We start from the raw sequence: 22,429 nt of genomic DNA on the forward strand, positions 1-22,429 counted from the left end.
GGAGGTGTGATGGCCTTCAAGATCGCGGTCAAGCGTATCTACGAGCCACCCGCTGCCGATGACGGGCAGCGGGTTCTGGTCGACCGCATCTGGCCGCGCGGCGTCAGCAAGCAAGACGCCGCGCTGACGCTGTGGTTGAAGGACATCGCGCCGAGCGACGAGTTGCGCAAATGGTTCGGCCACGAGCCGGCGCGCTGGGCGGAGTTTCAGGAGCGGTATCGCGCTGAGCTGGATGGGAATGGCGCGGCGGTGACGCAGTTGCGAGGCCTGCTGGGTAACGGCAAGGTGACGCTGCTCTACGGCGCGCATGACGAGGCGCACAACAATGCGGTGGCGCTGGCGGGGTATTTGCGCGGACGCTGAGATTTTATGGCGGTCGGCGGGACAGCGCCCCCCCTCTGGCCTGCCGGCCATCTCCCCCTCAGGTGGGGAGATCCGCTGTCATCATCTTCTTCGCAAATCCCGAACGTGACAGGAATGGCGGAGCGGCGAAGCTGCCAATCTCCCCACTTGAGGGGGAGATGTCCGGCAGGACAGAGGGGGGGCGCCACGGAACACCGTGGAACGAGAGGCAGCTCTACTTCCCCACCGCCGCCTCATAGAGATCAGCCTTGAACCCGACCATAACCCGGTCGCCTACCTCCAGCACCGGCCGCTTGATCATGGTCGGCTTGGCCAGCATCAGCGCCTTGGCGCTCTTCTCGTCGAGACCCTGCTTTTCCTTGTCCGGCAGCTCGCGGAACGTCGTGCTCGCCTTGTTGAGCAGCTTTTCCCAGCCGACCTTGCCCGCCCAACCATCCAGCCGCTTCGCGTCCAGTCCCTCGGCCCTGAAATCGTGAAACCGGTAGGCTACGTCATGGCCTTCCAGCCAGACGCGCGCCTTCCTGACCGTGTCGCAAGTGGTGATGCCGTACATGGTGATCGTCAAAAGCGTGCTTCCTTGGCTGACTGTCGAATCCGTTCCACAGACTAAACCACCCTTTCCGCTTTGCCAGAGCCGTTGCCATATCTCCGTTCCACATGACGGCCAGGACAATGTCCCGGCCATCTAATTTCCTGATCCTGCAGCGACGTGAGCCGGAAGCCGGGGTTCGGCCCTAGTAGTAGAAGCGCTCTTCGGTGATCTTGCCGTTTTTGACCGTGTAGAGGCCGACTTCATCCATGGTGACACGCTCGCCGGTAGCCTTGGGCGTTATGTCGAACTTGAAGCGCACCGCGAACTGGTCGCCATTGACATAGGGGCCTTCGACAGAGCCGCCATGGACTTCATTGTTCTCCTGCCACCACTGGCCCTTCTGCCTGAGAGCCTCCTTGCCACGGGAGATGGCCATCGGCCCCTCCATGGCTTCGTAGCTCACGATATCGTCGGAATTGTACTTCTCGGCGGCAGCTTCGTTCTCGCCCTGCTTGAGCAGCTCGGTAAAATCCTTGGCAATTTCCGCGATGGTCATTTTCGTTCCTCCTGTTCAGACGCATTTAGGTAGGGAACAGCCTGCTGGCCTGCCATCGTCGGACCGCGCCGTAGCTGACAAGCCATGTCAGGATGATGGTCCCCGCGGACATATGACGATGATTTGAGGCGTTTACATCGCGGGCCGGGCATCGTCCTGGCCCGTCAATTGCCAACGGTGAGGCACCTCATAGCGACCTTCCTGGATGAAGCTCTGGACGAGCGCGAAATCCCGCACTGTCCAACTGATGGGCTCAATCGCCCTTTCGCGAATTTTGGGCACTCCCACTTTGTCGCGAAGCAGCGTGACATGCGGTTCAATGGATTTTGTGAGAAAGAGCTTTAACGGGCTATCCGAAATCACTGCCGTCAGGTTTCGCCAGAATTCTTGCAGCGAAGGATTGCCGTCGCTGTTGCGTAAAACAAGCGCGCCACCGCCAAAAGCGCACAAACGATCAAAAGAAACGTCGAATGGTTTTGCGACAATCATCGAGCCTATGTGGTGAGCGAGTTCTACCAAGCCCTCCGGCAATCCGTCATGGTCGCCGAGTCCAACAAGCGAGATGTGATCGGCAATTGTTTTCCCTTTCAGCCCGAGTTCCTGGCGCCAAGCGGTTGCTTGTAAAGCGATAGGGTCGGCGATGGTGCCATCCATCAGGTGACAGAAGAACAACCGATCAGTGCGACGACGCCTGTTCCGCTCATGCCAGTTGAAAGATGTTTGACCGTTTTCGGCTGTGTTGAATGTGGGCAGTTCGTTCATGTCCTTCCTCCTTTTGCGCCACCCATCCCCGCCAAGCCGGAGATTTTAGAACAAAACGGGAACATGGCAAGCGGAAATGAGCGAACGGTCGGTCGTGCTTTCCGGATCATCGCCCGCGAGTTCAACAGTCGAAGAAGCTCTGCTGAGGGTGGCTTGAAACCTACGTCCTTGAGAAATCGTCGATCGCCCGATCGGCATAGTCGCGACCGTTGCCCGACTGCTTGTGGCCGCTGAACGTGCGACGTGTGCTCCGTTTCAGGTATCGATGAACTAACCTGGCAGCACTGGGCAGTTGGCGCCACGGCGCAGGCTGATATGCGCCACGTCGCCGACCTGGAAGCGAAAACCCTCGGCCTGGCGCGGCGCGTCGATGACGACAGGCGCGCCCTGCCCGAGTTCGGCATGCAGGCGCAGCGTGCGGCCGTGAAAGACGACGCTGTTGACGCGCGCCGGTGCGGTGCCGGGCGCCGCCTCGGCCATCGCCAGCAAATCCTCCGGGCGCACGCCGATGGTGCGGGTAGCGCCCTCGGCAGGTGCCTCGCCGGTTTCAGAAATAGCCTCCAGCGGCAGGGTGCCGGCGGTGAAACGCAAGCGATCGCCATCGCGGCCGACAAACCGTGATTGCAGGAGATTCATGGTGCCGATGAAGCTCGCCACAAACTTCGTGGCAGGCCGGTCATAAAGTGTGGCCGGCGGTGCGATCTGCTCGATGCGGCCCTTGTTCATGACGACGATGCGGTCGGAAATCGACAGCGCTTCGGTCTGGTCGTGGGTGACCATGACGAAGGTGGTGCCAAGCCGCGACTGCAGCCGCTTCAGCTCAACCTGCATCTGTTCGCGCAGATGCGCGTCGAGCGCCGACAGCGGCTCGTCGAGCAGCAGCACGCGCGGCTCGCAGACGATGGCACGCGCGAGCGCGACGCGTTGGCGCTGGCCGCCCGACAGTTCGGAGACGCGGGCGCCAAGCTTGTCGGCGAGACCGACCATGTCGAGCGCTTCGCCGGTGCGCTTAGCCTGTTCGGCTCCAGACAGTTTGCGCAGCGACAGACCGAAGCCGACATTTTCTGCAACATTCATGTGCGGGAACAGTGCATAGTCCTGGAACACGGTGTTGACCGGCCGGTCGAACGGTCGAAGGGCCGTGATATCGCGGCCGTCTAGCAACACCTTGCCGCTCGACGGGCTTTCGAAACCGGCGATGACGCGCAGGCTGGTGGTCTTGCCGCAGCCCGACGGCCCGAGCAGCGTGATGAACTCGCCGCTGATAATGTCGAGATCGACGGCGTCGAGCCCAACGATGCCGCCGGGAAAAATCTTCGAGACCGCCTGCAGCCGGACGAGTGGATCAGGCGCCATCGCGAACCTCGGACGGCTTCGTGGTGTTGACCCAGAGGATCTGGCAACGCTCGGCGCCCGGATTGCGGAAGGCATGCAAAAGCGTGCTCTTGAAGGCAAAGCTGTCGCCCGCCTTCAGCCCGTATTTCGTCGAATCCACCACCAGTTCGACCTCACCGGCCAGCACGAAGCCGAATTCATGGCCGGCATGCGCATAGGCCTCGGCCGTGCCGCCTTTGGCTTCCACCGTCACCAGCATGCCGGTCAGCGTCGCGCCCGGGGGTGACAGCAGCGCCTTGGCAATGCCTTCCGATTTCACCGGGATTTGCCGCCGCTTGTCGGCACGCACGCAATAGAGGTCGTTCGCCGTGTCGCTGCCGTCGGCGATCAGCGCCGACGGCTCGATGTCGAGGGCGGCGGCGAGCGGCCAGATCACCTTGACGCGCAGCGAGGACATGCCGCGCTCGATCTGGCTCAATGCACCGATCGACACGCCGGCCTTTGCCGCAAGATCGGCCAGCGACAGATTGCGCTCCAGCCGCAGCGCCCGCACGCGCCGGCCGACGCGAACGTCGGCATCGTCCTTCGGCTTCCCAGCCGCTTCATCCAGCATGTCCATGCATTCGTCCTCGTTTGCTTTCCCTTCTCCCCTTGTGGGAGAAGGTGGATCGGCGCGCAGCGCCGAGACGGTTGAGGGGTGTTCCAGCGGAGTGAGACGCTGGTGTTCCCTGGAGCACCCCTCATCCGTCGCCTTCGGCGACACCTTCTCCCACAAGGGGAGAAGGGGGAGCTTTATCCCCCCGCCTTCACCTTCTCGAACATCTTGGCGAGGTCGTCATTCTGTTTCATCGGTCCGGTGAAGATGGTGGTCTTCAGCATCACCTCCGGGTCGGACGGCAGCTGCAATTTCTCCAGTTCCTCCTTCGGCACCGCCGCGAAGGCCGAACTGGTCGAGCTGCCATAGCCGTAGGCCTCGATCAGGTATTTGCCGGAATCCGTCTCCAGCCGGCTGTTGATGAAATCATAGGCGAGGTCGACATTCTTGGCGTCCTTGAGCATCACGAAGCCGCAGGCCCAAGTCAGCATGCCCTCCTTGGGCTTCATGAACTCGACCGACACGCCCTGCTTCTTGAGCGAGGTGGCCGACGCGTTCCAGGTCATGGCGGCGACCAATTGGCCGCTGGCCAGCGCCTGTTCGACGGAGGTCATGTCGGTGGTGTAGTTGGAGAGCAGCGGGCGCTGCTCGCGCAGCTTCTCGGCCACCTTGTCCATTTGCTCCGGCGTCATGTCGAACGGATTGACGCCGGCGAGCAGCGCCGCCACGACAGGCGTGTCATGCACCGCGTCGATCGTCGCCATGCGACCGGCATACTGCTTGTCCCACAGAAGGTTCCAGCTCGCTTCCGGGTTCTTCACCAGATCGGTGCGGTAGAGGATCGAGGTGTTGCCCCAGTCCCACGGCACCATCCAGACCTTGCCGTCGCCAGCCTGCAGGTCTGGCAGGTTCTTGAACACCGGGAAGATCGAGTCCCAGTTCTTGATGCGCTTGGTGTCGATCGGCTGCAGCAGGCCTTCCTTGTTCCAGCGCGCCACCTTGTCATAGCAGGGATGCGCAATGTCTGGGCGGAAGCCGGCCTTGACCTTGGTGAAGGCGTCATCGTCGTCACCGAAGATCGAGGCCTCGACGCCATCGGGATGCGCGGCAAGGAAGCTATTGTTGAAGTCGGGCAGTTCATAGCCCGACCAGGTGAAATATTGCAGCTTGTCGCCGGCGAAAGCGACGGTCGACGACAGCGCCAGCGCGAACGCCGTCAATCCAGCGCAAACAGTCTTTGCAGAGATCGATTTCAGGTCGAATGCCATTGCAGTTCTCCTCTCTTGGTTTGTTTTGGTTGTGATGGATCCGCGGGCTTTGGCGCCGTGGCGGACAAGCCGCGATGGCGCAGGATTTCAGCTGCTGCAGCGATGACGAAGGACACCGCCAGGATCGAAGTGCCGAGCGCCATGACCGTCGGCAGCGACCGGGGAAAACGCAGTTGGCTCCAGATGTAGAGCGGCAGCGTCGGCTCGGTGCCGGCCAGGAAGAACACGACGATGAATTCATCGAAGGAGATCAGGAAGGCCAGCATGAATGCCGAGACGATGGCCGGCAGGCTGAGCGGCAGCATGACCCGCCGGAAGGTCGTCCAGTCGGAGGCGCCGAGATCGAGTGCCGCCTCGCGAATGGTTTTCGGGATGGCGGCGAAGCGGCTGCGCATGATCACCACGGTCGTCGGCAGCGCCACCAATATATGGCCGAGAACGATGGCGACGCGCGATGGCCCCAGACCAACGAGGTTGATGAGGATCAGCAGCGATATGCCGACGATGACGCCCGGGATCAGGATCGGCAGCCTTGCGATGGCGCTGATGGTGGCGGCCAGCGGCGAGCGGCCGTAGAGGTCCATGTAGGATACGGTGATGCCGCACAGCGTCGCACCCGTGGCGGCGATGGCGCCGATGGCGAGGCTGTTCAAGAGTGCACCGGTCAGCGCCGAATTGCCGAACAGCGTCGCGTACCATTGCAAGGTAAAACCTTGCAGCGGAAACGCTGCCTGGATCGAGTTGTTGAAGGAAAACAGCGGGATCAGCAGCACCGGCAGATAGAGAAAGACCAGATAGGCGGCGACATACATGCCGAGCCAGCGGCCACCTCCCTGCGTGCGTGCAGTGCTCATGTGCGGCTGCCAAATCTGCGGTCGGCGAAGCGGGCGACCAGCACCACGCACAGGATGACCAGCATGACGGCGACGGAGAGTGCTGCGCCAAACGGCCAGTCATTGGCCTTGCCGAATTGCGCCTGGATCAGCGTGCCGATCATGGTGCTGGCCGGGCCGCCGACGAGCGCCGGCGTGACATAGTCGCCGACCGTCGGCACGAAGACGACGAGGGCTGCCGCCAGCACGCCCGGCATCGAATTGGGCAGCACGATCCGGCGGAAAGAGGTGAATGGCCGCGCGCCGAGATCGGAAGCGGCCTCGATCAGCGATTTCGGGATGGTGTCCAGCGCCACGTAGATCGGCAGGATGGCGAAAGGCGCATAGGCGTGCGCCAGCGTGACGACGACGGCGGCCGGCGTGTTGAGAAAGGCCAATGTCGGCTCGGACCAGATGCCGCTTTCGATCAGCGCCGAGTTCAAAACGCCATTGTAGGCGAGCACGATCTTCCAGGCGAAGACGCGCAGGAGATAGCTGGTCCAGAACGGCAGCGTCACCAGGAACAGCAGCAGGCCGCGCCGCCGGCCGGTATGGAAGGCAAGGTAGTAGGCGACGGGATAGGCAGTGACGACCGTCGCCAGCGTGACCAGAGCGGCAATGATCAGCGAGCGCAGCGTCACCGTCCAGTACAGCGGATCGGACACCACGGTGGCGAAGTTCGCGACGGTGAAACCGGCGCCGAGCAGCGAACCGTCATTGCCGCGGAAGGCGAGGAAAAGCACGAGGCCAAGCGCAAACAGGATCAGCAGCAAGGTGACCAGCGCGCCCGGCAGCAGCATGGCGACCCGGAAGCCCTGGGAAGACCGGGCCTCTGGCGCTGATGTGGCAACTAGGGTCGACATCGACCTGCCTATTGGAGATTTGAAATTAGCCTAGAGTTTTTCATATCCATGAAACTGTCAAGCAGAATCCCCTAACGGAACTCCAAGGAGATAAAGCGCCCTGGTCAGCGCTCCAACGCATCGAGCAAGCGATACCAGGCGATGGTCGCGGCGACGCCGACCTGGCGGAAGGCGTGAAACGGGATCGGCCGGATCGGCGAGACCGGGAAAGGCAATTGCCTGGCGTCGCCACTTTGGAGGTAGCCGGCGATGCGCTCGCCAAGCGCAGTCATCAGGCCGACACCACGACCCTGGCAGCCGACCACGGCGAGCAGGCCTTTCTCCGGCTCGTGGATGTGCGGCAGGTGGTCCGGCGTCATCGCAACCCGGCCGAACCAGCGCTTCTCGATGGGAACGCCGGACAGCGAGGGATAGAGCCGTACCAGCGCACGCTCGAGATGCGCCCAGTCGCCGGCGCTCGTCGGCAGCGCCATGCGGCCCCGTCCGCCAAGCACCAGCCGGCCGTCGGCGCTCTTGCGGTAGTAGACGAGGATGCGCCTGGAGTCCGACACCGCCTGCCCTTCCGGCAGGATCGTGGCCGCCAGATTGGACGGCAGCGGCGCCGTGGCGATCTGAAAGGAATGCAGCGGCACGATCGTCTGGGCGAGACCGGGGATCAGACCGTCCGTATAGGCGTTTGTCGCCAGCACGACCGCCTTTGCCTGCAATTCCAGGCCATTTTCGATCAAAATACGCCAAACACCGGCGGCATTGGCGAGCCGCACGACCCTTTGGCGCTCTGCTATCCTCACGCCAGTCGCGGTCCCGACCCGGGCAAGTTCAGACGTGTAGGCGAGCGGATCGATCACACCGGCGCGGCGGTCGAGCCAGCCGCCGAGATAACCCTGTGCGCCGGTCCTGGCTGCGGTCTCCTCTGCGTTCAGCAACCGGACGTCGGCACCGCGCGCGTGCCATTGCCGGTCGCGGTTCGTCGCCGCCTTCAGCGCGGCCTCGGTGTGCGCCGCCTGGATCCAGCCATTTCGAACGAACGGCACCGCCAGCTTCTCGTCGCGGATCAGCTCGAACACCGCGTCGGCGGTCGACGCCGCGAAATTGACAAGCGCCTCGCCGCGCTCCGGGCCAAAATGCTCAAGCAACCATTCCGGATCGTATTTCAGGCCGGGAATGACCTGGCCGCCATTCAAGCCTGATGCGCCCTGGCCGATCTCGCCGGCGTCCAGCACCTGCACCGACAGGCCAAGCCGGGCGGCATGCAAGGCAGTCGACAAGCCCATGATGCCACCGCCAACGATGGCGAGATCGACCCGTTCGCCATTGGGAAGCGATTGAAACGTGGAAGCTGCCTGCGGCCTGCGCCAGATGGGATCGGAGAATGCTGTCGCCAAGGGTCACCTGAATGCGCTGCGATTGGTGAAAATCCTAGTCAGAATTTCACAATTTTGAAAGAGCACCATGGCTTTCGCCTGTGGACTGCCGCCGAGACGACCGGAGACCCAGAGTTCCGATCGCCTGCGACGGGATAGACCTTTGATGGGAATCCGGTGAAAGTGCCACGCCGATCCGGCTAGCCCACATTGTCGATCACTTCACCACATTGTCGATCACTAAGAGGACAGAGCGCCATGACGAACCCGACCCACCTGCCCAGCGAGGGCCTTTTTGTCGGACGCGCCAGAAGCAGCGGTGCTGCATACCCGCTGGTCGTCACGGTTCGCGATGGCATGGTCTTCGACATCACCTCGCGTACGGCACCGACCATGCGCGACCTTTGCGAGATGGCCGACCCGGCTGGGCATGTCCGCTCGGCCGAAGGCAGACCGATCGGTTCGCTCGATGACATCGCCGCCAACAGTTTTGAAACCGGGCGCGATCCAGCAAAACCCTACCTGCTCTCCCCGGTCGACCTGCAGGCGGTCAAGGCATCGGGCGTCACCTTCGTCGTCAGCCTGCTGGAACGGGTGATCGAGGAACAGGCGCGTGGTTCGGCTGAAAAAGCCGATGCCATCCGCGCCGACATTGCCGGACTGATCGGCCACGACCTGTCGAAGCTGAAGCCCGGTTCGCCCGAGGCGATGGAGATCAAGGCCAAGCTGATTTCGCGCGGCGCCTGGTCGCAATATCTGGAAGTGGGCATCGGCCCCGATGCCGAGATCTTCACCAAGTGCCAGCCGATGGCCTCGGTGGGCTTCGGCGCCGATGTTGGGCTGCACCCGGTGTCGACCTGGAACAATCCGGAACCCGAGATCGCCATGATCGCCGCCTCCAGCGGCAGGATCGTCGGCGCCACTATCGGCAACGACGTCAATCTGCGCGACGTCGAAGGGCGTTCGGCGCTGCTGCTCGGCAAGGCCAAGGATAACAATGCCTCGGCCTCACTCGGCCCCTTCATCCGCCTGTTCGACGACAAATTCTCCATCGATGACGTCAAGCGCGCCGTCGTGCGCCTGAAAGTCGAGGGCGAGGACGGGTTCTCGCTGGAGGGCGCAAGCTCGATGGCCGAGATCAGCCGCTCGCCGGAGGAACTGGTCGCCGCGGCCATGGGGCCGCACCACCAGTATCCGGACGGGCTGGCGCTCTATCTCGGCACCATGTTCGTTCCATCCAAGGATCGCGGCGAGAAGGGCAAGGGATTTACCCACAAGGTCGGCGACATCGTCACCATCTCGTCGGAAAAATTCGGCGCGCTGGTCAATCGCGTGCAGCTGTCGCCAGACTGCCCGCACTGGACCTACGGCGCCAGCCATCTGATGCGGGAGCTGGCCAGAGCCGATCTGATCTAGCAACTGATATCGTCGGCGCCCTGCCAGTGCGCTGCGACCTGGTCCCGTGGGCCTGGGATGGTCGTCGGCGTGCCCTTGTCGGCGCAGGCCGCGTTCGCGCGAACGAAACAATCACACCAATTATCCGACAGTCGGAAAATCACCTCAACTGATGCAATCTGATGGGACGGCTGATGACGCCCCGTCAGGCGCCCACTACACCTGCAGATGGAGGCCTGGCAGATGGAGGCTTGCCATCCGTCGAAAAAGGGGATGCTCTGACGCATCCGATCGGCACTGGCAAAAGACGCAGAACAAGGGACGGATTTTGAACTGACGATCTACAAACGGGAGGAAATCAAATGCTGACACGGCTAAGACTCGTTCTATACGGCCTGTTGGTGGCGCTGATGGTGGTACCGGCAGCGGCACAGGCCAAGACGTTCTACTGGATTTCGCATGGCGGTCCGGCCGATCCGGTCTGGACCTACTTCCTGGCCGGCGCCAAGCAGTGGGCCAAGGACACCGGCAACACGGTCAACACCTCGTTCCACAACGGCGATGTCGCCTCGCAGCAGGAAGCGGTTCGCGCCGCCCTCTCCGCCAAGGCCGATGGCATCGTCACCACGAGCCCCGATCCGGGCAGCCTGATCGAGATCGTCAAGGAAGCGCGTGCGGCGAAAGTGCCGATCATCAATTTCAACACGCCTGATCCGAAAGCCGACTTCAACGCCTATGTCGGCGGCGACAATGTCACCTTCGGCAAGCATTGGGCACAGTATCTGGTCGACAAAGGCCTGGTGAAGAAGGGCGACTTCGCCTGGATGCCGGTCGAAATCCCCGGCGCCACCTATGGCGTGCAGGAAGAGGAAGGCATCAAGAGCGTCTTCGAGCCGCTCGGCATCACCTATGAAATCACGGAAGCGACGCTTGATCAGGCTGAAGTGATCAACCGCATGGTCGACTACCTCACGGCGAACAAGGCCAAGGTCAAGGCGATCATCGGCCTAGGCGACCTCGTCACCGGCTCGATCAAGCGGGTGTTCGACCAGGTCGGCATCAAGCCGGGCGAAATCCCGGTCGTCGGCTGGGGCAATTCGCTCGACACCACCCAGGAAGTGCTGAACGGCTATGTCAATGCCGGCCAGTGGCAGGACCCGCAGGCGACCAGCTATGTCGCGCTTTCGCTGGCCAATATGGCCGCCGGCGGCATTCCTCCGGGCTTCAACGTCATCACCGGCGCGCTCTATGAAAAAGACACCGCGCAGATCTACGACGACATCCTGTCCGGCAAGTAACATCCAATCTCAACAGTCGCGGCCGCCCAACGGTCGCGACTGGCTCTCCATTTCGCCGAGCCCTTCGCACGCGATGTGCAACGCTCAGCCTTCCACTCATGTCGCGGATTGCCTGTGGAAAATCATTCGCTCGTCCCACGCCTGATCGCACGGCCGGAATTCGGCCCTTTCGTGCTGCTCGTCGTCGAGATCGCCGTTTTCTGGAGTTTCAACCACGACTTCCTGTCGCCGCAGAACATCTCCAACACGCTGGCTTTCACGGTCGAGCTCGGCCTGATCGCGCTGGCGATGACGCTGTTGATGACGTCCGGCGAGTTCGACCTCTCGGTCGGCTCCTTGTTCGGCTTCTCGCCGGTCTTGATGTGGACCCTGTTCAACAGCGGCCTGACCTCGCTCGAAGTTGGCTTTGTCGCCGCGCTGCTGGTCGCCGCCTTCATCGGGCTGGTCAATGGCTGGTTCGTGACGCAGCTCAAGATCCCATCCTTCCTGGTGACGCTCGGCATGCTGCTGGTGGTGCGCGGCACCGCCCTTTTCGTCACCGACGGTTTTCCCCAGCGCACCTGGAGTGCGGAGGGCAGCTGGCTGGCGGAAGCGCTGGTCGGCGACTTCTTCATCGGCCCGTTCCGCATCTACATGTCACTGTTCTGGTTCATCGCCGCGGCGATCGCGCTCGGCTACGTACTGACGCAAAGCCGCACCGGCAACTGGATCCAGGCGGCCGGCGGCAACCCGAGCGCGGCGCGGGCGCGCGGCGTCAATGTCAGCGGGGTCAAGATCGGCCTGTTCGTGCTGTCGTCGGTCATGGCCTCGCTTGCCGGCGTCATCTCTTCGTTGCGCACGTCCGCCGCCAACCCCAACAGCGGTACCGGCTATGAGTTGGAAGTCATCGCCATGGTGGTGATCGGCGGTACCGCACTTACCGGCGGGCGCGGCACGATCATCGGCACCGTGCTCGGCATCCTGATCCTGCGCGTGATGCGCAACGGCATCGTGCTGATCGGCGTGCCTGGTCTTGCCTACAACATCTTCATCGGTGCCATCATCCTCGGCATGATGGCACTGCATTCATGGCTGGAACGCCGGCATCAGGCGGGGACTTGAACCATGCCCGAACCACTGATCCGCATGACGAACATCCGCAAGTCCTACGGCCGCGTGCAGGCGCTGGAGGATGCCAATTTCCATGTCAATGAACGGGAGATCGTCGGCTTGCTCGGCGACAATGGCGCCGGCAAGTCGACGCTGATCAAGGTGCTTTCGGGTGCCGTTCCGCTGACCAGCGGCGATATCTTCATCCGTGGCAAGAAGGTGAGCCTGCGCAGCACCAGCGACGCCATCGCCCATGGCATCGAGACGATCTACCAGGACTCCGCACTGGTCACGCAACTGTCGATCGCCCGCAATCTGTTCCTCGGACGCGAGCCGATCAAACCGCCGCGCTTCCTCAACCGGATGGACCAGGACGCCATGAACACGGTTGCCCGCGATTTGCTCAAGCAGGTCGGCATCACGAAGAACATCCCGCCGACGACGCCGATCGGTTCGCTCTCCGGCGGCGAGCGTCAGGCGGTGGCGATCGCGCGCGCCATGCATTTCGACAGCGACCTGATCATCCTCGACGAGCCCACCAACAATCTGGGCGTCGCCGAAACACAGGGCGTGCTGAGTTTCGTGCGCAGCGCCCGCGATTCCGGCCATTCCTGCATTTTCATCGCCCACAACATCCACCATGTCTTCCAGGTGGTCGACCGCATCGTCGTCATGCGCCGGGGCAAGGTGGTCGCCGACGACATCGACCCGAAGACGACCAGCGTGGCGGAGGTAGAGCGGATCATCACCGGCATGTCGGACAAGGAAATCCGCGATGCCATCACCGATGGCAAGCCGTCGCACTGACTGTCGGGTGATGGCGGCAATCACCGCCGCCTCAGATCGCATCGCTTGTCTGGCGCGGCATCGCATGGCGAACAGGATTGCAGCATGAAAGCCACCGTCTCGGATATTGCCCGCAATTGCGGGCTGTGGGTAGCGGCATGAAAGCCACCGTCTCGGATATCGCCCGCAATTGCGGGCTGTCGACAGCAACGGTCGACAGGGTGCTGAACAACCGGCCGGGTGCGAGTGCGGCCAACCGCCAGCGCGTCATGGAGGCGGCCAAGCAACTCGGCTACCTGCCGGTCGCCGATCAGGTGACGCTACCCTCGCGGCCCGCCCACCTCGAATTCCTGCTGCCGATCGGCAGCAATGCCTTCATGCGCGATCTCGCCGGGCATATCGAGGACTACGCCGCGCGTCTGCCGCTTGTCGCCTCGTGCCGAATCCACAATCTCGCCGGTATCTCGCCGAACGCGCTGCAGAGCGCTGTCGAAAACCTGTCGCTCAGGGCCAATGGCGTCGGCGTGATCGCTGTCGATCATCCGCGTACGCGCAACATCCTCCGCGACATCGTCGAAGCCGGCATGCGTCTGGTGACGCTGGTGTCCGATGTTCCGACGGCACCGCGCGCGGCCTATGTCGGCATCGACAACCGGGTGGCGGGACGAACGGCGGCGCTGCTGATGGGACGCTTCCTTGGCGGCCGCACCGGCCATCTGGCGATGGTCGTCGGCTCACGTTCCTATCGCGGCCACGAGGAACGCGAGATGGGTTTCCGCTCGGTGCTCAATGAGGAGTTTCCCAATCTGACCGTCAGCAGCGCCGTCGAGATCAACGACGAGCCCGATGCCGGCTACACCGAGACCATGAAGGCACTGCACGACGAGCCGGAGTTGCTCGGCGATCTATTGCGTCGGAGCCGGACATTCGGGCGTTGCAAAGGCGATCCGCGAGGCCAGGCCGAACCGCAAGCCGGTGTTCATCTGCCACGACCTGACCAAGGACACGCGCGGTCATCTCGTCGACGATCTCGCCGATGTCGTCATCGACCAGAATGCGCGGCTGATCGCCGAGCAGTCGGTCATTCGCCTGCTCGGCTCGATTGCCTCCTCCGCACCCTATCTGACGCGCAAGTTCATCGAACCGCGCTTGATCTTCAGGGAAAACGTCCCGGTGCAATGAAGCAGGCGGCCTGCAAAAATGCCTGTTGCCGGATTTGTATGATAATTGGCACGGCAAATCTGCACAGCAGCTATGCAAGTTTCTTTGTTGCCGAATCGTTGGGCAACTCGTAGGTTCTGGTTGTCGGCCATCTACTCCTCCCAGATGCGATGCCGACGCTGAATGGGGTGCACCTCCTCCCGCGCCACATTCGAAAATCGAGCCCGCTGCCACCTCCTCCCGGCAGCGGGCTTTTTTCGTTTGGCCGCCGGAGTTTCCATACCGCCTGGGTCAAAGGCGTACGCGGCCCTCCGTCATAGAGCCGTAACCCGCCAACAATCGTGGCGAATCTCAACCGGCGGCAGCGCCCCGGAACGAAACGATCAGCCCTTCGGCCATGCGCACGAACTGGGTGCTCGGACCTTCGGTACCCACGGTCTGCACGCTGACACGCGCGCCCTCGAACAGCAGCGACAGCGTATCGGCGAGCAGTTCGGCCTGACCAATGCCGGCATCCCGACATAGCGTCACAAGGCGCGCGCGCTGGGCTTCCTTGAGCTCCTTGATCACCAGCCTGGCCGGATGGTCCGGCTCGGTCAGCTCAGCGGCGGCGTTGGCCATGTCGCAGCCGCGGCCGTCCGCATTGAGCATGGCAGCCGCCTTGCGAACCCAGGCATGCAGCTGGGCAAGCTTGTCACCAGGGAATTCGGCCTCGAATGCTTCCCACATAGCGCCGGCCTTGGCCGCATTGGCGCGCAGGCATTCGACGATCAGTTCGTCCTTGGATTCGAAGTGACGATAGAGCGTCATCTTGTTCGTGCCGGCAGCTTCGGTGATGGCGTCGACGCCGACGCCCTTGATGCCATGCTTGTGGAACATGTCGCGTGCCGTCTCCAGGATCCGATCCCGGGGACGAGAGCGCTCCACGATGCCGTCTGCCATCATGATCTCCTTTCGTTTCCAAAAAACCCTCGGCCACCTCTTGACTAGGGTGTTACCGGTCTGTAACTTCCAGAATGTTACTTACTGGTAACACCTATATCGTCCACCGTCAATAACAAGGCCGTGAACGGCCCTGCCAGACGAGAGGGGCGAGAAACTGCCAATCATGCGGCCTCGGCCGGTGAAGAGATGAAAACGGTTCGCGAGCACGGGCTGCGAATCGACAGACAAGGAGCCGGCCATGCCACAGCGCCGCGATCTTACCATAGATGAAGCCGTCCGGGATCCGATGATCCGGCTGGTCATGAAAGCCGATGGCGTCGACCCGCGCGCCTTCGAGACGATGTTGCGCTCGCTCGCCGATACGCAGCGTGGCGAGGTGCCGTTGCTGCGTTCGCGGGACGGCCTCGGTGACAAGCGCGGCCAAAGGCTGTCCAGGGTTGCCAGCGCCTTCGGGCGGGCAACAGCAGCCGGAGAGGCGTGCGTGTCGTGGTAAACTTTTTCATTCACCGTCCGATCTTCGCCTCGGCGATCGCCATCATCATGGTGCTCGCCGGGTCGATTTGTTATTTCCTGCTGCCCGTCTCGCAGTTTCCCGACATCACGCCGCCGCAGGTCGTGGTCAGCGCCCATTATCCGGGCGCCAGCGCACAAGTGGTGGCCGACACGGTGACGACGCCGCTGGAGCAGCAGATCAACGGCGTGCAGGGCATGACCTACATGTCGTCGACGAGTTCCAATGACGGCTCCTCGACCATCACCATCACCTTCGATGTCGGCTATTCGCTGAGCACCGCCGCCGTCGACGTGCAGAACCGCGTCTCGCAGGCCGCCTCGTCGCTGCCGGCGATCGTCAACCAGGGCGGCGTGACGATCAAGAAGCAGAATCCGAACTTCGTCCTCATCGTCAACCTGACTTCGCCCGACAGTTCGGTCGATCCGGTGGCGCTGAGCAACCTTGCCTATCTGCAGGTGGTCGACCCGCTGAAGCGGCTGCCCGGCGTCGGCGACGTGCAGATCTTCGGCGAGCGGCGCTATTCGATGCGCGTCTGGCTCGATCCCGACAAGCTCGCCAATCTCGGCATCACCGCCGTCGATGTGCAAAACGCCATCGCCGAACAGAACGTCCAGGTGGCGGCCGGCAAGATCGGCCAGTCGCCGGCACCCGCCGGCACCGCCTTCGAGATGCAGGTCAACGCCGTCGGCCGCTTGAGCGATCCCAAGGAATTCGGCGACATCGTCGTGCGCGCCAACACCGATACCGGCTCGCTGGTCAGGCTGCGCGACGTCGCCCGCATTGAACTCGGCGCGCTGCAATATTCGTCGTCCGCCTTCTTCGGCAAAGACCCGACCGTGGTGCTTGCCGTTTACCAGATGCCCGGCTCCAACGCGCTCGATCTGCAGCAGCGCGTCAAGGACAAGATGCAGGAGCTGTCGGGCCGTTTCCCGAAGGGCGTGTCCTATGCGATGCACTACGACACCACCCGCTTCGTCTCGGCGTCGATGCATGACGTGCTGATCACGCTCGGCGAAGCGCTGGTGCTGGTCGTCGCCGTGGTGTTCCTCTTCCTGCAAAGCTGGCGCACGACGATCATCCCGACCATCGCCATTCCGGTGTCGCTGGTGGCGACGCTGGTCGTCATGGAGATGCTCGGCTTCTCGCTCAACATGCTCTCCCTGCTCGGCATGGTGCTGGCGATCGGCCTCGTCGTCGACGACGCCATCGTCGTGGTCGAGAATGTCGAACGACAGCTGGAGGCCGGGCTCAAACCGCTTGCGGCGACCAAGGCCGCAATGACCGAGGTCACCGGCCCGATCATCGCCACCACCGCGGTGCTGATGGCGGTGTTCGTGCCGGTCGCCTTCATTCCCGGCGTCTCCGGCAAGCTCTACAATCAGTTCGCACTGACGGTGGCGATCTCCGTCGGCATCTCCGCCTTCAACTCGCTGACGCTGAGCCCCGCGCTCAGTGCCGCCTTCCTGCGGCATCGCGGCGAAACGCAGTTCGCCCCGTTCCGCTGGTTCAACACCGGCTTCGACAGGCTGTCGCACGCCTATGCCAATGGTGTGCGCATCCTCATCCGCTTGCGCTGGATCATGCTCGGCCTGTTCGCGGCGGGGCTGGTCGCCACCTACTTCGTCTGGCAGCGGCTGCCCTCGACCTTCCTTCCGGTCGAGGACCAGGGCTATTTCTTCGTCGTCATCCAGTTGCCCGACGGCGCGTCGCTGGAACGCACCGACGCGGTGGCGCAGAAGGCGCGTGACATCCTGCAGGCGACGCCCGGCGTCGACATCGTCGGCTCGATCAGCGGCCTGAACTTCCTGACCAGTGCCGCGCAATCGAATTCGGCGGTCGAATTCGCCATCCTGAAGCCGTGGGAGGAGCGGGGCCCCGACCAGAGCGCGTCGAAGCTCGTCGCCGATGTGCGCGGCAAGCTGATGCAGATCCCGGAGGCCTTCGCGCTGAGCTTCGATCCGCCGTCGATCCCCGGTATCGGCACGACGGGCGGCTTCGAGTTCGTCGTCGAGGATCTGACCGGCCGCGGCAGTTCAGCCCTCAACGATGCGACGCAAGCCGTGATCGCCGAGGCGCGCAAGCAGCCGGAAATCAACCCGCAGCAGCTGTTCTCGCCGTTCTCGACCTCGACGCCGCAGTTCAACTACGACCTCGACCGCAGCAAGGCCAAACTGCTCGGCCTCAACCTGCCCGATGTCTTCAACACGCTGCAGATCTATCTCGGCTCGCTCTACGTCAACGACTTCAACCTGTTTGGCCGCACCTTCCGGGTGACCATCCAGGCCGACAAGGATGCACGTGCGGGTGCCGCCGACATTTCGCGGCTCTATGTGCGCAATGCCTCCGGCGGCATGGTGCCGCTCTCGACGCTGGGCAAACTCGTGCCCTTCGTCGGCCCGGAGACCGTGCCGCACTACAACAACAATGCCTCGGCCTCGATCAATGGCGGCGCCGCACCGGGCTTTTCCTCCGGCCAGGCGGTTGCCGCCATGGAACGGGCCGCTGCAACCGCGCTGCCAAGGGATTTCGGTTTCGAATGGACCGGCATCACCTTCCAGGAGCTCAAGGCAGGATCGATCGCGTCCGTCGTCTTCGGCCTCGCCATTGTCTTCGTCTTCCTGATCCTGGCGATGCAGTATGAGAGCTGGGCGATGCCGTTCATGGTGCTGTTGGCGGTGCCACTGGCCCTGTTCGGCGCCTTCGCAGCGTTGTTGCTGCGTGGCATGCAGATCGACGTCTACTCGCAGATCGGCTTCGTCATGCTGATCGGCCTGGCGGCCAAGAATGCGATCCTGATCGTCGAATTCGCAAGGCGACGGCGCGAGGAAGGCCTCAGCATCGTCGACGCGGCGATGGAGGCGGCACGGCTCAGGCTGCGGCCGATCCTGATGACGGCCTTCGCCTTCATCCTCGGCGTGCTGCCGCTGATGTTTGCGACCGGCGCCGGTGCGGCAAGCCGGCAGTCGATCGGCACCACCGTGTTCGGCGGCATGGTCGCGGCGACCATCCTGTCGCTGGTGTTCGTGCCGGTGTTCTACGCGGTCATCGAACAGCTGCGTGAACGCCGCAGCAAAGACGAGCCCACCTCTCAAGACAATGAACCAACTGCTGAGCACGCTTTACCGCCCCTGGCGGAAGCGGCCGAATAAGATTGGAGACTGATCATGCGTAAATGGAAAATCGCGTTGGGAACGGCTGTCGCGCTGGGTGCGATCTCGGTGGCCAGCGTCCACCTGCTCGATATGGGCAATCTCAGCCTCAATGCCGGCACGGCAGGTGCGGCGCCCGCCCCGGCGGCGTTCGTCATGCCGGTGCCGGTGGTCAGTGTCGTCAAGAAGACGATCCCGATCTACCTCGACTATGCCGCGCGGACAGAGCCGATCCGCAGCATCACCTTACAGGCGAGAATTCCCGGCTATCTGCAGGAGCAGACCGCAGCCGACGGCGTCGACGTCCGGCAAGGCGATCTTCTCTACAAGATCTCGCCTGACGACTTCCAGGCGGCGCTCGACCAGGCCAAGGCCCAGGTGCAGCGCGACACGGCGACGCTCGACTATGCCCGCTCGAATCTTGGTCGCGGCACCGAGCTCGCCAAGAGCGGCTACCTCGCCAAGGACGGCTTCGACCAGCGCACCAGCACATTGCGCGAAGCGCAGGCATCGCTGGCGCTGAACCAGGCGGCGGTCCGCACGGCAGAGCTCAATCTGAGCTACGCTGAAATCCGGGCGCCGTTTGCCGGGCGCCTTGGCCGCAACCAGGCCTCGGTCGGAACGCTGGTCAGCGTCGCCGGCACCGTGCTCAACACGCTGGTGCAGCTCGACCCGATCTACGTCACCTTCAACCCGAGCGAGACGGATCTGACCGAGATCGAGCAAGCCCGTGCGAACGGCCCGATCGAAGTGGATGTCCTGCTCCCCGGCCAGACCGAGGCAAGCCAGAAGGGCGAGCTTACCTTCATCGACAATTCGGTCGACCGCTCGACCGGCACGATCACGGCGCGCGCGACGATCGGCAATGGCAAGTTCACGCTGCTGCCGGGCCAATATGTCCGTGTCCGGCTGCATGTGAGAGAGCAGGCCGATGCGCTGATGGTGCCCCAGACGGCCCTGGGCTCAAGCCAGCTCGGCAAATATCTCTATGTCGTCGGCAAGGGCAACACGGTCGACCAGCGGCTCGTTTCGCTCGGACCGACGAGCGGCGATCAGGTCGCCATCCTCAGCGGCGTCGCCGAGGGCGACCAGGTGATTACGGGCAATCTGCAGAAGATCGGCCCCGGAGCGCCCGTATCGCCGATACCGGAAAAGCCGGCCACCTGAACACCCCCGTCAGGATCCGGCTTCAGCGCGGCGCCCCGGCCTTCCCACAGGTCGCGGGCGCCGCTCGACTGAACATCGACCAGACCGGCAACATCGGCCCGGTCGGCCTTGGCCGGCGGCATGAATGCACAATAGGGGTGCCCGAGGCGCACCGAGACGGAGGAGAGCGCAATCAGCCGACCGGCCTCCAGATCGGCGTGCGCCATGACCCGCTGGCCAAGCGCGATGCCCAGGCCGAGCCTTGCCGAGGCGATCGGCGTCGGTGAGCGCGATGCGGTTGCCGCTGCGCGCGAACAGCTGCTTGCCGAACCAGGTTTCGAGATTGCGTATCTGCTGGCTGACCGCCGCCGACGAAACGCCGAGTTCAGAGGCGGCCAAAGTGAAGCTGCCGGCACGGGCGGCAACTTCAAAAGCCTTGATCGCATTCAGCGGCGGCAACCGTTCCACAGCGGCTCCATATGACTCGCCAGAGGGAATTTCGGAACGGTCTCTGCAGCGTTGGCCAATCAATTGAGATAGCCTCTTGTTAGATTGTCGACAATCTGCTTGTCTTGCTTTCGGTTTCCTGGGAGTGGCCGAATGGCGAAAGCGGATTTCAGTCCTATCGCGGATACGACGCGACGCGCCGAGATCGTTGCGCTGTTGCGGCGCGCGATCCTGACCGGCCAGCTCGCGCCCGGCCAGAAGCTCAACGAGCTCCGTATCTCCGAACAGATGCGGGTCAGCCGCGCGCCGCTGCGCGAGGCGATGCGCGAGCTGGTCCAGGAAGGGATCCTGACCAGCATCCCCTATGCCGGCACCTTCGTCATCGAGGTCACAGCCAAGGACATCGACGATGCCTATTCGTTCAACAAGGTGATGGACGAGCTGGCCATCGAGCGGGCGTGGCCGCTGCGTGACCAGCGCTTCTTCGACGAGCTCGACCGGCGCCACGAAGCCGTGAAGCAGGCGACCCGCGCATTGGACACGACACGCCAGATCGAAACCGCGCTGCAACTGCATGGCCTGATCTACGAATGGGCCGACAATTCGGTGCTGCTGGAAACCTGGCAGCGGCTGACCAGCCGGCTGCAGATGTATTTCGCGCTCCACCAGCATGCCCGCAACGAGCCGGTGTCGGCCGAAGACGTTCACGAAACCTATGTGCGGTTGCTGAAGGGCAAGGACATGCGTGCGGCCCAGCGCCATGCCAGGGAGCATATCGATCTCGACTTCGAGGAGTTGCTTGCCTACGCGCGCGGCCTCGAACAACGCCCATCGAGGGGCGCCTGACCCGTTCCCAACACCACAGACAGCGGACAAGACACGTGCAGATCGAGACCATCAAGGCCTACCACGTCATGCAGCCCTTCGTTGACGGGCCATACCGCATGTCGAAGGGGCGCGAGGCCGACGCCTTCGACGCGGTGATCGTGTCCATGACATCAGACAGCGGCATCACCGGCTGGGGCGAGATGGCGCCGCTCGGCAATTTTTACTCAGCCGCCTTCCCCGCCGGCGTTCGCGCCGGCGTGGTCGAGATCGCGCCGCATCTGATCGGCCGCGATCCGCGCGGGCTGGCCAGCATCGGGCGGCTGATGGACACGGTGTTCAAGGGCCATCCCTACATCAAGTCGGTGCTCGACATGGCCTGCTGGGATCTGGCGGCGCGCGCAGCCGACGTGCCGCTGGTCACGCTGCTCGGCGGCAAGGAAAGCGACACAGCGGAACTCTACAAGGTCGTCACGCACGGGAGCGTCGACGCCATGGCCGCGCTGGCCAAGCGCATCGTCAAGGACGGCTTCCACCGGCTGCAGGTCAAGGTCGGCGGCAATGTCCATGACGACATCGAACGCGTCATCGCGGTTGCCTCCTCGGTGCCGAAAGGCACGGTCATCTTCTGCGACGCCAATGCCGGCTGGACTCCCTATCAGGCGCGCCAATTCGCCGATGCCACGCGCGCCATCGACTACACGTTCGAGCAGCCCTGCACCACGATCGATGAAAACATGTCGGTGCGCCGCATGCTCGACAAGCCGATGGTGCTCGACGAATCCGTCACCTCGCTCGAGGCGATGCTGGAAATTCATCGCCTGGGCGCGGCCGACGGGCTGACGCTGAAGATCTCGCGCCTTGGCGGCGTGACGAAGACGCGCCAGATCCGCGACGTTGCCGTCGACCTCGGCTTCATGATCACGGTCGAGGACACGGGCGGCGCCGAGATCGACACCGCGGCGATGGCGCATCTGTCGCTGTCGACGCCGGAAGAGCGCCGGCTGCACGCCATCGCCTTCCATGAATGGGTGACGGTGCGCACGGCATCGAACATGCCACCGGTCACCGGCAGCCGCATGGGCATTCCAGACGGGCCGGGTCTCGGCATAGACGTCGTTCCCGATCTGCTCGGCGCGCCGTTCTTCGAGATCGGGCGCTGAG

The 22,429-nt window shown here is 63.3% G+C and carries 22 protein-coding genes; 11 read left to right on the plus strand and 11 right to left on the minus strand.

Going from position 1 to position 22,429, the window contains the following annotated elements; translation table 11 throughout:
* Positions 1 to 9: 9 nt before the first annotated feature.
* On the plus strand, positions 10 to 363 hold the full coding sequence (locus AC0NIL_RS25900) for a DUF488 domain-containing protein (RefSeq protein ID WP_275953766.1): 354 nt from the start codon (positions 10 to 12) through the stop codon (positions 361 to 363).
* A gap of 214 nt (positions 364 to 577) precedes the next feature.
* On the opposite strand, the gene AC0NIL_RS25905 is transcribed toward AC0NIL_RS25900, so the two are convergent.
* From AC0NIL_RS25905 to AC0NIL_RS25945, 9 genes are all read right to left on the minus strand, one after another.
* Positions 578 to 928: an ArsC family reductase gene (locus AC0NIL_RS25905; protein ID WP_275953767.1), complete on the minus strand. Its 351-nt coding sequence runs from the start codon at positions 926 to 928 to the stop codon at positions 578 to 580.
* A gap of 169 nt (positions 929 to 1,097) precedes the next feature.
* A complete protein-coding gene (locus AC0NIL_RS25910; RefSeq protein ID WP_013532858.1) occupies positions 1,098 to 1,451 on the minus strand; it encodes a nuclear transport factor 2 family protein in 354 nt (117 codons plus the stop codon).
* Positions 1,452 to 1,583: 132 nt separating this feature from the next.
* Positions 1,584 to 2,213, minus strand: coding sequence for a 2'-5' RNA ligase family protein (locus tag AC0NIL_RS25915; RefSeq protein ID WP_024502624.1), 630 nt, complete (start codon positions 2,211 to 2,213; stop codon positions 1,584 to 1,586).
* 270 nt (positions 2,214 to 2,483) lie between these two features.
* Positions 2,484 to 3,569: an ABC transporter ATP-binding protein gene (locus AC0NIL_RS25920; protein ID WP_275953768.1), complete on the minus strand. Its 1,086-nt coding sequence runs from the start codon at positions 3,567 to 3,569 to the stop codon at positions 2,484 to 2,486.
* Positions 3,559 to 4,167 carry a cupin domain-containing protein gene (locus AC0NIL_RS25925; protein ID WP_027164194.1) on the minus strand — a complete coding sequence of 203 codons (609 nt, stop codon included), beginning with the start codon at positions 4,165 to 4,167 and terminating at the stop codon, positions 3,559 to 3,561. The genes AC0NIL_RS25920 and AC0NIL_RS25925 overlap by 11 nt, the downstream gene beginning before the upstream one ends.
* 173 nt (positions 4,168 to 4,340) lie before the next feature.
* On the minus strand, positions 4,341 to 5,411 hold the full coding sequence (locus AC0NIL_RS25930) for an ABC transporter substrate-binding protein (protein WP_473572720.1): 1,071 nt from the start codon (positions 5,409 to 5,411) through the stop codon (positions 4,341 to 4,343).
* Entirely contained in the window at positions 5,396 to 6,265 is an 870-nt protein-coding gene (locus AC0NIL_RS25935; protein ID WP_027163814.1) for an ABC transporter permease, read from the minus strand. The genes AC0NIL_RS25930 and AC0NIL_RS25935 overlap by 16 nt, the downstream gene beginning before the upstream one ends.
* Complete coding sequence (locus tag AC0NIL_RS25940; protein ID WP_027163815.1) at positions 6,262 to 7,146, minus strand: ABC transporter permease; 885 nt, start codon at positions 7,144 to 7,146, stop codon at positions 6,262 to 6,264. Before AC0NIL_RS25940 ends, AC0NIL_RS25935 begins: the two co-directional genes overlap by 4 nt.
* Positions 7,147 to 7,250: 104 nt before the next feature.
* Positions 7,251 to 8,531: an NAD(P)/FAD-dependent oxidoreductase gene (locus AC0NIL_RS25945; RefSeq protein WP_473572721.1), complete on the minus strand. Its 1,281-nt coding sequence runs from the start codon at positions 8,529 to 8,531 to the stop codon at positions 7,251 to 7,253.
* Positions 8,532 to 8,768: 237 nt separating this feature from the next.
* On the opposite strand from AC0NIL_RS25945, the gene AC0NIL_RS25950 reads away from it, so the two are divergent.
* From AC0NIL_RS25950 to AC0NIL_RS25970, 5 genes are all read left to right on the plus strand, one after another.
* Positions 8,769 to 9,926, plus strand: a complete 1,158-nt coding sequence (locus AC0NIL_RS25950) for a fumarylacetoacetate hydrolase family protein (protein ID WP_473572722.1) — start codon at positions 8,769 to 8,771, stop codon at positions 9,924 to 9,926.
* Between the two features lie 341 nt (positions 9,927 to 10,267).
* Positions 10,268 to 11,203 (plus strand): substrate-binding domain-containing protein, encoded by a 936-nt coding sequence (locus AC0NIL_RS25955; RefSeq protein WP_473572723.1) that lies wholly within the window; start codon positions 10,268 to 10,270, stop codon positions 11,201 to 11,203.
* A gap of 114 nt (positions 11,204 to 11,317) precedes the next feature.
* Positions 11,318 to 12,304: an ABC transporter permease gene (locus AC0NIL_RS25960; RefSeq protein WP_024502616.1), complete on the plus strand. Its 987-nt coding sequence runs from the start codon at positions 11,318 to 11,320 to the stop codon at positions 12,302 to 12,304.
* A 3-nt stretch (positions 12,305 to 12,307) separates the two neighbouring features.
* On the plus strand, positions 12,308 to 13,099 hold the full coding sequence (locus tag AC0NIL_RS25965; protein ID WP_473572724.1) for an ATP-binding cassette domain-containing protein: 792 nt from the start codon (positions 12,308 to 12,310) through the stop codon (positions 13,097 to 13,099).
* Between the two features lie 137 nt (positions 13,100 to 13,236).
* Positions 13,237 to 14,373 (plus strand): LacI family DNA-binding transcriptional regulator, encoded by a 1,137-nt coding sequence (locus tag AC0NIL_RS25970; RefSeq protein WP_473572725.1) that lies wholly within the window; start codon positions 13,237 to 13,239, stop codon positions 14,371 to 14,373.
* Between the two features lie 217 nt (positions 14,374 to 14,590).
* On the opposite strand, the gene AC0NIL_RS25975 is transcribed toward AC0NIL_RS25970, so the two are convergent.
* Positions 14,591 to 15,181 carry a TetR/AcrR family transcriptional regulator gene (locus AC0NIL_RS25975; RefSeq protein ID WP_013532873.1) on the minus strand — a complete coding sequence of 197 codons (591 nt, stop codon included), beginning with the start codon at positions 15,179 to 15,181 and terminating at the stop codon, positions 14,591 to 14,593.
* Between the two features lie 241 nt (positions 15,182 to 15,422).
* On the opposite strand from AC0NIL_RS25975, the gene AC0NIL_RS25980 reads away from it, so the two are divergent.
* From AC0NIL_RS25980 to AC0NIL_RS25990, 3 genes are read left to right on the plus strand one after another with little or no spacing between them, the layout of a single operon-like run.
* Positions 15,423 to 15,677, plus strand: coding sequence for a hypothetical protein (locus AC0NIL_RS25980; protein ID WP_024502614.1), 255 nt, complete (start codon positions 15,423 to 15,425; stop codon positions 15,675 to 15,677).
* Complete coding sequence (locus AC0NIL_RS25985) at positions 15,671 to 18,847, plus strand: efflux RND transporter permease subunit (RefSeq protein ID WP_224619736.1); 3,177 nt, start codon at positions 15,671 to 15,673, stop codon at positions 18,845 to 18,847. The genes AC0NIL_RS25980 and AC0NIL_RS25985 overlap by 7 nt, the downstream gene beginning before the upstream one ends.
* A gap of 15 nt (positions 18,848 to 18,862) precedes the next feature.
* Positions 18,863 to 20,014 carry an efflux RND transporter periplasmic adaptor subunit gene (locus AC0NIL_RS25990; RefSeq protein WP_013532876.1) on the plus strand — a complete coding sequence of 384 codons (1,152 nt, stop codon included), beginning with the start codon at positions 18,863 to 18,865 and terminating at the stop codon, positions 20,012 to 20,014.
* Positions 20,015 to 20,023: 9 nt separating this feature from the next.
* Here the strand turns inward: AC0NIL_RS25990 and AC0NIL_RS25995 are convergent, their stop codons facing one another.
* Complete coding sequence (locus AC0NIL_RS25995; RefSeq protein WP_275953774.1) at positions 20,024 to 20,461, minus strand: LysR family transcriptional regulator; 438 nt, start codon at positions 20,459 to 20,461, stop codon at positions 20,024 to 20,026.
* A gap of 132 nt (positions 20,462 to 20,593) precedes the next feature.
* On the opposite strand from AC0NIL_RS25995, the gene AC0NIL_RS26000 reads away from it, so the two are divergent.
* The gene (locus AC0NIL_RS26000) at positions 20,594 to 21,286 is read left to right on the plus strand and encodes a GntR family transcriptional regulator (RefSeq protein WP_275953775.1); all 693 of its coding nucleotides are present in this window, start codon (positions 20,594 to 20,596) and stop codon (positions 21,284 to 21,286) included.
* A 35-nt stretch (positions 21,287 to 21,321) separates the two neighbouring features.
* The gene (locus AC0NIL_RS26005) at positions 21,322 to 22,428 is read left to right on the plus strand and encodes a mandelate racemase/muconate lactonizing enzyme family protein (protein ID WP_275953776.1); all 1,107 of its coding nucleotides are present in this window, start codon (positions 21,322 to 21,324) and stop codon (positions 22,426 to 22,428) included.
* Position 22,429: the final 1 nt, after the last annotated feature.

The sequence above is a fragment of the Mesorhizobium sp. WSM1343 genome, assembly GCF_055901535.1.